Annotated in this window: 6 protein-coding genes and 1 pseudogene; 1 reads left to right on the top strand and 6 read right to left on the bottom strand. The window is 58.9% G+C overall.

What is annotated here, in order from left to right; translation table 11 throughout:
* The 6 genes and pseudogenes from V6R85_RS18045 to V6R85_RS18020 all read right to left on the bottom strand — a co-directional run.
* A pseudogene (locus tag V6R85_RS18045) lies at positions 1-434 on the bottom strand (carbohydrate ABC transporter permease); the annotation flags it as partial.
* Positions 435-446: 12 nt separating this feature from the next.
* The gene (locus V6R85_RS18040) at positions 447-1,319 is read right to left on the bottom strand and encodes a carbohydrate ABC transporter permease (protein ID WP_111791367.1); all 873 of its coding nucleotides are present in this window, start codon (positions 1,317-1,319) and stop codon (positions 447-449) included.
* A gap of 172 nt (positions 1,320-1,491) precedes the next feature.
* Positions 1,492-2,805, bottom strand: coding sequence for an ABC transporter substrate-binding protein (locus tag V6R85_RS18035; RefSeq protein ID WP_003518078.1), 1,314 nt, complete (start codon positions 2,803-2,805; stop codon positions 1,492-1,494).
* A gap of 144 nt (positions 2,806-2,949) precedes the next feature.
* Complete coding sequence (locus tag V6R85_RS18030) at positions 2,950-3,903, bottom strand: sugar-binding transcriptional regulator (RefSeq protein ID WP_020813245.1); 954 nt, start codon at positions 3,901-3,903, stop codon at positions 2,950-2,952.
* 261 nt (positions 3,904-4,164) lie between these two features.
* Entirely contained in the window at positions 4,165-6,015 is a 1,851-nt protein-coding gene (locus V6R85_RS18025) for an ABC transporter ATP-binding protein (protein WP_020813244.1), read from the bottom strand.
* Positions 6,016-6,063: 48 nt separating this feature from the next.
* Positions 6,064-7,227 (bottom strand): M20 aminoacylase family protein, encoded by a 1,164-nt coding sequence (locus tag V6R85_RS18020; protein WP_020813243.1) that lies wholly within the window; start codon positions 7,225-7,227, stop codon positions 6,064-6,066.
* 305 nt (positions 7,228-7,532) lie between these two features.
* Between V6R85_RS18020 and V6R85_RS18015 the strand changes: the two genes are divergently transcribed.
* Complete coding sequence (locus V6R85_RS18015) at positions 7,533-9,242, top strand: peptide ABC transporter substrate-binding protein (RefSeq protein ID WP_003504788.1); 1,710 nt, start codon at positions 7,533-7,535, stop codon at positions 9,240-9,242.
* Positions 9,243-9,255 lie beyond the last annotated feature (13 nt).

The raw sequence follows: 9,255 nt of genomic DNA, 5'->3' as shown, positions 1-9,255 counted from the left end.
AGCATGACGGTCAGCCCAATGCGGGTATCGAGCAGGCCGGCATTGCGGAAGATCAGGTAGATCGGCACCAGCACGGCGACGGCCGGCATCATCTTGGTGGAGAGCATCCACATCAGAATGTCCTTGGTGCGTTTGGTCGGCGAGAACGCCATGGCCCAGGCGGCGGGAATGGCGATGATCAGCGCAATGATCGTCGAGCCGAGCGACAGCACCACCGAGTTCATGAACGGCTTGAAGTAATCGCGCTGGGTCTGCACGGTGATGTAGTTTTCGAGCGTGCCCGAGGGAATGAGGCTGAAGCCTGCGATCGCCTCCGGCTCGGTCTTGATCGAGGTGAGGAAGGCATAGAGGATCGGGAAGAACAGCAGCAACGCCACGGCCCATGCCGCGATGGAAAAGCCGATCTTCGCACGTGTGGTTGTCTTGCGGGCCATGATCGCTTCTCCTTAACGGTCGAGGTTCTTGCCGACGGCGCGCATCAGGAAGATGGCGACGATATTGGCGAGCACGACGGCGATGATGCCACCGGCCGATGCGCCGCCGACGTCGTAACCCAGAAGCGCCGTGCGATAGATGAGGAAGGCAAGGTTGGTCGAGGCATAACCGGGGCCGCCATTGGTGGTGACGAGGATTTCCGCGTAGACGCCGAGCAGGAAGATCGTCTGGATGAGGATGACGACGGTAATGGCGCGCGACAGATGCGGCAGCGTCAGATAGACGAAACGGTTGATGAAGTTGGCGCCATCCATCTCGGCCGCTTCCTTCTGTTCGCCATCGAGCGACTGCAGGGCGGTGAGCAGGATCAGCGTTGCAAAGGGCAGCCATTGCCAGGCAACGATGATGATGATGGAGAGCAGCGGAAACTGCGCGAACCAGTCGACCGGCTGCAGGCCGAAGAAGCGGGACAGATCGGCGAGCACGCCGTAACCGGGATGCATGATCATGTTCTTCCACACCAGTGCGGCCACCGGCGGCATGACGAAGAACGGCGAGATGATCATGATGCGCACGATGCCCTGGCCGAAGATGTCATTGTCGAGCAGGAGCGCAATGGCGATGCCGCCGATGACGGTGATCAGAAGTACGCCGCCGACGATCAGCAGCGTGTTCCAGATCGACTGGAAGAAGGCCGGATCGGTGTAGAAATACTGGTAATTGAACAGGCCCGCAAAGCTGACATTGGCAGGGTTGAGCAGATTGTAGTTCTGGAACGAAAACCACAGCGTCATCGCCAGGGGCACGATCATCCACACCAGCAAAAGCAGCACCGAAGGCGCAAGCATAACCCGCGCAAGACCGCTCGTGTTCCGTGTTGCCATTGCACTAACCTCCCCATGGGCTCGGGCATCACGAAATGCCCCCGGCATATCCGGAAGAACCGGCTCATTCCAGTTTTGATTTGAAAGGCTTAAAGGCCACCGCGCAGCTCGCGGCTTGCGCCCCCAAGGTTCGCTGCCCGGCATTGGCGCCGGACAGCGATCTTCAGGAGGATTACTTGATGTAACCGGCGCGGGTCATTTCACGCGTCGCTGTCGACTGGGCGCTGGCAAGCGCATCGTCGACACTGGACTGGCCGGCAACGACCGCCGAGAACAGCTGACCGACCGTGGTGCCGAGCGCCTGGAACTCAGGGATCGCCACGAACTGACCGCCGGTGTAAGGCACGGGCTTTACGGTCGGCTTGGTGATGTCGGCGGCATCCATCGCAGCAAGCGTCGGCTTGGCGAAGGCGGCTGCTTTTTCATAGTCAGCATTTTTGTAAAGCGAGGTGCGGGTACCCGGAGGCACGTTTGCCCAGCCTTCCTTGGCAGCGACGAGTTGGGTATATTCCTTGCTGGTTGCCCAGGAGATGAACTTCTCGGCGGCATCCGCCTTCTGCGAGCTCTTCGGGATAGCAAGGTTCCATGACCACAACCAGTTGCCGTGGTTCTTCAGTTCGCCATGCGTCGGGAAGAGCGCATAACCGACCTTGTCGGCAACGGTCGAATCCTTCGGGTTTGAAACGAAGGAAGCAGCCACCGTGGCGTCGATCCACATGCCGCATTTGCCCTGCTGGAACAGCGTCAGGTTTTCGTTGAAGCCGTTGGAGGAAGCACCCGACGGACCGGCATCCTTCATCAGATCGACGTAGAACTGAAGAGCACTCTTCCATTCCGGCTGATCGAACTGCGGTTTCCAGTTCTCATCGAACCAGCGGCCGCCAAAGGAGTTGGTGAGCGCACTGATGAAGGCCATGTTCTCGCCCCAGCCAGCTTTGCCGCGCAGGCACATGCCGTTGATATCCGCCTTGCGATCGGTAATCTTGCGGGCAGCGTCACCGATGAATTCCCAGGTCGGGTTTTCAGGCATCTTCAGGCCGGCTTTTTCAAACAGGTCCTTGCGATACATGATCATGGCGGATTCGCCGTAGAACGGCGCCGCATAAAGCTTGCCTTCGCTGGAAAGACCACCACGGATCGCCGGCAGAATATCATCCACGTCGTATTTGTCGCCAAGCTTTTCGAGCGGCAGCAGCCAGCCCTGCTTGGCCCAGATCGGCACTTCATAGTTGCCGATGGTCATGATGTCGTACTGACCGCCATTGGTGGCGATATCGGTCGTCACGCGCTCGCGCAGGACGTTTTCTTCAAGCGTGACCCATTCCACCTTGATGTCGGGGTTCTTGGTGGTGAAGTCGGAGGTCAGCCCCTGCATGCGGATCATATCGCCGTTATTAACGGTGGCGATGGTCAGCGTTTCGGCGGAGGCAAGGGTCGAAAAGGCGAGTGCCGAGCATGCGCCCAGCAAAATGGTCTTCAATGTCATATCTTCCTCCCAGAAGAAAAATGATGAGCATTCGCTTTGCTCTAGGGCATTTACTCACCCGCAGAGCAAAAATGTCAAGCGACATCCTGTGCTGCGGCGCACATGGGAAAATCAAGTCTTTGATTTTAATGAATTAATTTTTGCTCAGTGAGTGAGCAAATATTCGCTTGTCACTTCGTCGGTAATGAGGCCGTTCAACAGACCACCCCTCAACGCCGCCAGAATCGAGGCATTTTTGCGCGTGCCCTGCGCCATTCCGATGACCGTGCAGGTCTCTCGTGATGGGATGGGAACGGAGGCGACGCGCTCGTTGACGGAATGGTCGAGAATGTGGCCATTGGCATCATACATCCAGCCACAGATCTCGCCGACCGCACCGCTTGCCATCAGGGCCTTCATCTCGTCGACACCGAGGAAACCATCAACGCAGAGCGGTGCGTTTTCACCGAGTTCGCCGACACCGACGAAGGTGACATTGGCCGCAGAACCCAGCGCCAGCGTCGAGCGCACCATGGACTGGTCATGCAGCAATTCACGTTCTTCCGCCGAGGAGCACAGGACTGGCAGCGGCATGGGAAAATGCCGCGCCTTGATGGCATCGGCCATGCTGAAGATGACGTTGTAATAGGCAGCCGAGCCATCCGGGCCGATATTGCCTGTCAGTGACACGATGCGGTGCTGCGGACATTCCATCGGCGGCAACTGGTCCACAGCCGCCTTCAGCGTACGGCCGGTGCCGATGGCAAGCACGATGGGATCGGCATTTTTCAGCCAGCGCTCGATTTCCGCCGCACCGGCCTCGGCAATGCCGACCGTGGAGGAAACGCCAGCGGGATCGCTCGGCACCACCTCGATATATCTAAGGTCGAATTTCTGCTTCAGCCGCTCCGCCTTTTCGAGACAGGCGGCGATGGGATGATCGAGCCGGACCTTGATCAACCGCTCGGCGACGGCCAGCGATACCAGCCGCTGCGCCGATTGCCGGGATATGCCCATGGCAGCGGCGATCTCGTCCTGCGTGCGGCCCGCGACATAATAAAGCCAGCCAGCACGCGCCGCATCATCAAGCCGTCCATGTGCGTCGTTCCGTCTGGCCATGCCGCCGCCCTCTAAGAATTATGCTCGAGCATTTGCTGGCATTTTTTCAGGCCGCCTGTCAAACGGCGCAGCGACTGAGCGAAGCGTTTGGCGGCACCGGGCACCTCTAAAGAAGATGCAAAACATTTCCTCCGTCATGCTCGGGCCTGTCCCGAGCATCTGCAATGCACCGATTTACGAGACATTGGCAGATCCTCGGCACAAGACCGAGGATGACGTCGTGAACACAGAGGCACCTATCCCTGCGCAGTTTCCTCTATATCAAGCCGCTTCCTGCACCAGATGCCCTGCCGAAACCTCGCGGTAATGGCGTTGCGGCGGAACATAGTTCACAGGACGGATCGGGCTTTTGATCTCGTCCGTTGCCATGTTGCGCCTGATCTGGCGCCGGGCCGGATCCGGCACCGGAACGGCGGACATGAGCTTTTTCGTATAGGGGTGCTGCGGATTATCGAAGACGGCGGCGCGTGGGCCGATTTCGACGATCTCGCCGAGATACATCACCGCGACACGATGACTGACACGCTCCACCACAGCCATATCGTGGGAAATGAACAGGAAGGCGAGGTTGAGGCTCTGTTGCAGATCGAGCAGCAGGTTACAGACCTGCGCCTTGATGGAGACATCAAGCGCCGACACCGCTTCATCGGCAACGATGACCTTGGGGTCAAGCATCAGCGAACGGGCAATGGCGATGCGCTGGCGCTGGCCGCCGGAAAACTCATGCGGGAAGCGCCGCATCATATCCGGGCTGAGGCCAACCTTCTCCATCAGGTCCGCCGCCTTTTCACGCGCCTGCGCCTTCGGTCCAAGCCGGTGTTCGATGAAGGGCTCCATGATCGCCGTGCCGATGCTCATGCGCGGATCGAGACTGGCGAAGGGGTCCTGAAAGATCATCTGCACGCTGCGGCGCATGGTGCGCAACGTCGTCTTGTCGAGTTTCATCACCTCGTAACCGTCGAGAGTCACGTTACCGGAGGTCGGTTCGATCAGCCGGGTGATCGACCGCCCCGTGGTGGACTTGCCGCAGCCGGATTCACCGACCAGCGATAGTGTCTCGCCCTCAGCCAGATCGAAGGAGACCTTCTCCACCGCATGCACGGCACCGGACTTGCGACCAAGAAGACCGGAGCGGATATCGAAGCGGGTCGTCAGGTCCCGGACCGAAAGAATGGGCGTGCGACCACCGGAAACCGTGTTCCTGACCTCTTCGACCGGTTGGCTTTCTCCGGTCTTGATATCGATGATCGGAAAGCGGGCGGGCAGCACCCGCTCTTTCATCGAACCGAGCTTCGGCACCGCCGAAAGCAGGGCGCGCGTATAGGGATGGTTTCCGCGATGGAAGATATCGTCCGTCGTGCCGGTTTCCACCACGTCGCCGCGGAACATGACGATGGTGCGGTCAGCCACTTCCGCCACCACGCCCATATCATGGGTGATGAACAGGACCGACATGCCCTCCTCTTCCTGCAATTGCTTGATAAGGTCGAGAATCTGGCCCTGAATGGTCACGTCGAGCGCCGTCGTCGGCTCGTCTGCAATCAGGAGCTTTGGTTTCGAGGCAAGTGCCATGGCGATCATAACGCGCTGGCGCATGCCGCCGGAAAACTGGTGCGGATAATCGTCGAACCGGTTCTTCGCATTGGGAATGCGGACCTTTTCGAGCAGGCGGATAACTTCGGCTTTTGCAGCGGAGGAGGAAATATCCTGATGTACGGTGAGTGCTTCGGCGATCTGCTTGCCGATCGGGAAGATCGGGTTGAGGCTCGTCATCGGCTCCTGGAAGATCATAGAGATGTCCTTGCCGCGAACCTTGCGCATCTCCTCTTCCGGCAGCGCCAGCAGGTCGCGGCCGCCGAGCATGACCTTGCCCTCGATGCGACTCGTCTTTTTATCGAGAAGCCGCATGATCGACAGCGACGTCACGCTCTTGCCCGAGCCGCTTTCGCCGACGATCGCCACCGTTTCGCGCGGTGCAATCTCGAAACTCATATTGCGCACCACGGATTTCCAGCCGTCATCGACGCGGAAGGAGGTGGTGAGATTCTGAACCGAAAGAACCGGGCTTACCGAACCGCCGGTCTGTTCCATTGATGTCGCCGCCAAAAGCATGCCGATCTCCTGAAAAGCAGAAGGCGGCCATGAAGGCCGCCGGGTGTCTTATGCAGCAAGTGCGGTTTCGGCCATCGAAACCCAGTAGCTGATGCCGTAAGGCAGGGCTTCGTCGTTGAAATCGTAAGCGGCGTTGTGCAGCCCGGCGGTATCGCCGTTGCCGATGAAGATGAAGGCGCCGGGGCGGGCTTCCAGCATGTAGGAAAAATCTTCCGCACCCATATGCGGGTTGGGATTGGTGTTGACGGCGTTCGCACCGGCCACGCCCATCGCCACACCGGTCGCGAATTCGGTTTCGTCACTGTGGTTGAAGGTGACGGGATATCCGCGATGGTATTTCACCTCCACGCTGGCGCCATGCGCCATTGCCGTGGCGGTGGCCACTTCCTTCAGCCGCTTTTCGGCAAAATCGCGGGTTTCCGGCAGCAGGGTCCTCACCGTGCCGGTCAGCGTCACCGAACCCGGAATGACATTGACCGCCGTGCCGCCATGGGTGGTGGCGACGGTGACGACCAGCGATTTCAACGGGTCCGTCTCGCGCGAGACGATGGATTGCAGCGCGATGATGATATGCGCCGAGGTCAGCACCGGATCGATGGAAAGATGCGGCGCGGCCGCGTGGCTGCCCTTGCCGGTGATGACAATCTCGAAACTATCCGCCGCCGCCATGGTGGAACCCTTGCGGATGGCGAATTGGCCGACCGGAATGCCTGGCTCGTTATGCATGCCATAGACCTGCGAAATGCCGAATTTCTCCATCATGCCGTCGTTCAGCATGGCGAGCGCGCCTGCCCCGCCCTCTTCCGCCGGCTGGAAGATGACCGCGACGGAGCCTTTGAAATTGCGGGTCTCGGCCAGATACTGCGCCGCCCCCAGAAGCATGGCCGTGTGCCCGTCATGGCCGCAGGAATGGGCCTTGCCGGGCGTCTTCGAGGCCCAGGGCTTGCCGCTGGTCTCAAGAATCGGCAGCGCGTCCATGTCGGAGCGGAAACCGATGGTCGGACCATCCCCGTGCCGCCCCTTGATGATGCCGACCACGCCGGTCTTGCCGATGCCGGTCTCGACGATATCGCAGCCGAAGGACTTCAGTTTTTCGGCCACGAATTTCGATGTTTCGAAGACATCATAGAGCAGTTCCGGGTGCTCATGCAGATGGCGTCTCCAGCCGGCAACGTCTTCCTGCATTTCAGCCACACGGTTCAATATCGGCATTCTCTTTATTCCCTTTTTTGTTCCCCGCCGGGTTGTCGGAAAACATATTGCGTTTGGAATTTCTCCTTTTGCAAGTGTGAAATTTGCTGAATGAGCGAAAAATAGGCCGGAAGGCGAATGGCTCAAATTTTGTTCATCAATAAGACTTTGGGGCTTGCTTTTCAAAAACACTGACAATAGCATCATCTGGAACGAATGGATATTATTCAGCAAAGTCAAATACTTACAATAAAATACCTTGCGCATGACGACAGGAAAAGCGTCAAACATTCAAATAGATAAAATCCAAAAAAGGGGAAAACATAATGAAGAAGCGCAGCATTCTCTTTGCCAGCACGGTGGCGGCGATGGCCTTGGCAGGATCTGCCGCCCATGCCGAACGCGGCAGTGACGGTGAACTGAAAATCCTGTTCTGGCAGGCTGTATCGACACTCAACCCTTATCTTTCCGGCGGCACCAAAGAGATCTACAGCTCGTCCATGGTGATTGAGCCTCTGGCCCGCTACGACGAAAAGGGCGAGCTGGTGCCGATGCTGGTGAGCGAGATCCCGACGGTCGACAATGGCGGCGTCGCGAAGGATCTGCTCAGCATGACGTGGAAGCTGAAAAGTGACGTCAAATGGTCCGACGGCACGCCGCTTACCGCTGACGACGTCATCTTCACGTGGAAATATTGCACCGCACCCGACGGCGGCTGCGCGCAGGCGGCACAATATGAAGGCGTGAAAAACGTTGAGGCTATCGACGCCCATACCGTCAAGATCAGCTTCACTGAACCCAAGCCCTACCCCTACTCGGCATTTGTCGGCGCGCAATCGCCCGTCATCCAGAAGAAGCAGTTCGAAAAATGCGTCGGCGCCGCGGCTCCCGGCTGCACATCCGCCAATTTCGGCCCCATCGGCACCGGCCCCTTTGTGGTCAAGGAGTTCAAGCCGAACGACGTCATCAGCTATGTCGCCAACCCCAATTATCGTGATCCGGCCAAGCCCGCTTTCGCCACGGCGACCCTGAAGGGCGGCGGTGACGCGGCATCCGCTGCGCGTGCCGTGCTTGAAACGGGTGAATTCGACTACGCCTGGAACATGCAGGTGGAGCCGGAAATTCTGGCGACCATGGTGGCCGCCGGCAAGGGCAAGCTGGAAACCGCCTTCGGCACGCAGGTCGAGCGTATCAATCTCAACTGGTACAATGCCGATCCTGCGCTGGGTGACAAGCGCTCCACCAAGGAGGGCGGTCCCCATCCGGCCCTTTCCGACCCGGCCGTGCGCCGTGCGCTCTCGCTCGCCATCGATCGCGACATTATCGATGAGACGGGGTATGGCGAGGCGGGCAAGCCGACCTGCAACATCGTGCCGGCCCCGGCGGCTGTCGCTTCGACGAAAAACGACAGCTGGTGCCTGAAGCAGGATTTGGAAGGCGCAAATAAGCTGCTTGATGATGCGGGCTGGGTGAAGGGCGCCGATGGCATCCGCGCCAAAAACGGCGTGAAGCTTTCCTTCCTCTACCAGACCTCCACCAACTCCGTTCGCCAGGCAGCGCAGGAACTGGTGAAGGACATGTGGTCGCAGATCGGCGTTGCGTCCGAACTGCGCAATGTCAGCGCCTCGGTGTTCTTCGGCGGCGATCCGGCAAGCCCGGATACCTTCCAGAAATTTTATGCCGACGTTGAAATGTACACCAACAATTTCGACGGCACCGACCCGGAAAAATACCTGGCGGAATGGCTGTGCGACAAGATCCCCGCCCCCGCAAACGGCTGGCAGGGTCAGAATATTCCGCGTTATTGCAACCCGGAATTCGACAAGCTGGTGGGCGTCCTTTCCAAGACGACCGATTTCGCCAAGCGTGGGGAAATCGCAAAACAGCTGAACGACATGCTGACGGAAGAAGGCGCACATATTCCGCTGATCCACCGTGGCAACGTCTCCTCGCATTCGCTGACACTCGAAGGCGTTCGCATGAATGCCTGGGATTCGGAACTCTGGAACGTCGCGGACTGGTCCCGCAAAAAGTAACACGCAAATGCGC

Origin of the sequence: Agrobacterium sp. CCNWLW32 (assembly GCF_037083425.1) — a bacterium.
GTDB lineage: Bacteria > Pseudomonadota > Alphaproteobacteria > Rhizobiales > Rhizobiaceae > Agrobacterium > Agrobacterium radiobacter.
This window is presented reverse-complemented; position numbering and strand designations above follow the sequence as displayed.

Coding starts and splice junctions, on each gene's coding strand:
- V6R85_RS18040 (WP_111791367.1), bottom strand. CDS start 1,319: ATGGCAACACGGAACACGAGCGGTCTTGCGCGGGTTATGCTTGCGCCT.
- V6R85_RS18035 (WP_003518078.1), bottom strand. CDS start 2,805: ATGACATTGAAGACCATTTTGCTGGGCGCATGCTCGGCACTCGCCTTT.
- V6R85_RS18030 (WP_020813245.1), bottom strand. CDS start 3,903: ATGGCCAGACGGAACGACGCACATGGACGGCTTGATGATGCGGCGCGT.
- V6R85_RS18025 (WP_020813244.1), bottom strand. CDS start 6,015: ATGCTTTTGGCGGCGACATCAATGGAACAGACCGGCGGTTCGGTAAGC.
- V6R85_RS18020 (WP_020813243.1), bottom strand. CDS start 7,227: ATGCCGATATTGAACCGTGTGGCTGAAATGCAGGAAGACGTTGCCGGC.
- V6R85_RS18015 (WP_003504788.1), top strand. CDS start 7,533: ATGAAGAAGCGCAGCATTCTCTTTGCCAGCACGGTGGCGGCGATGGCC.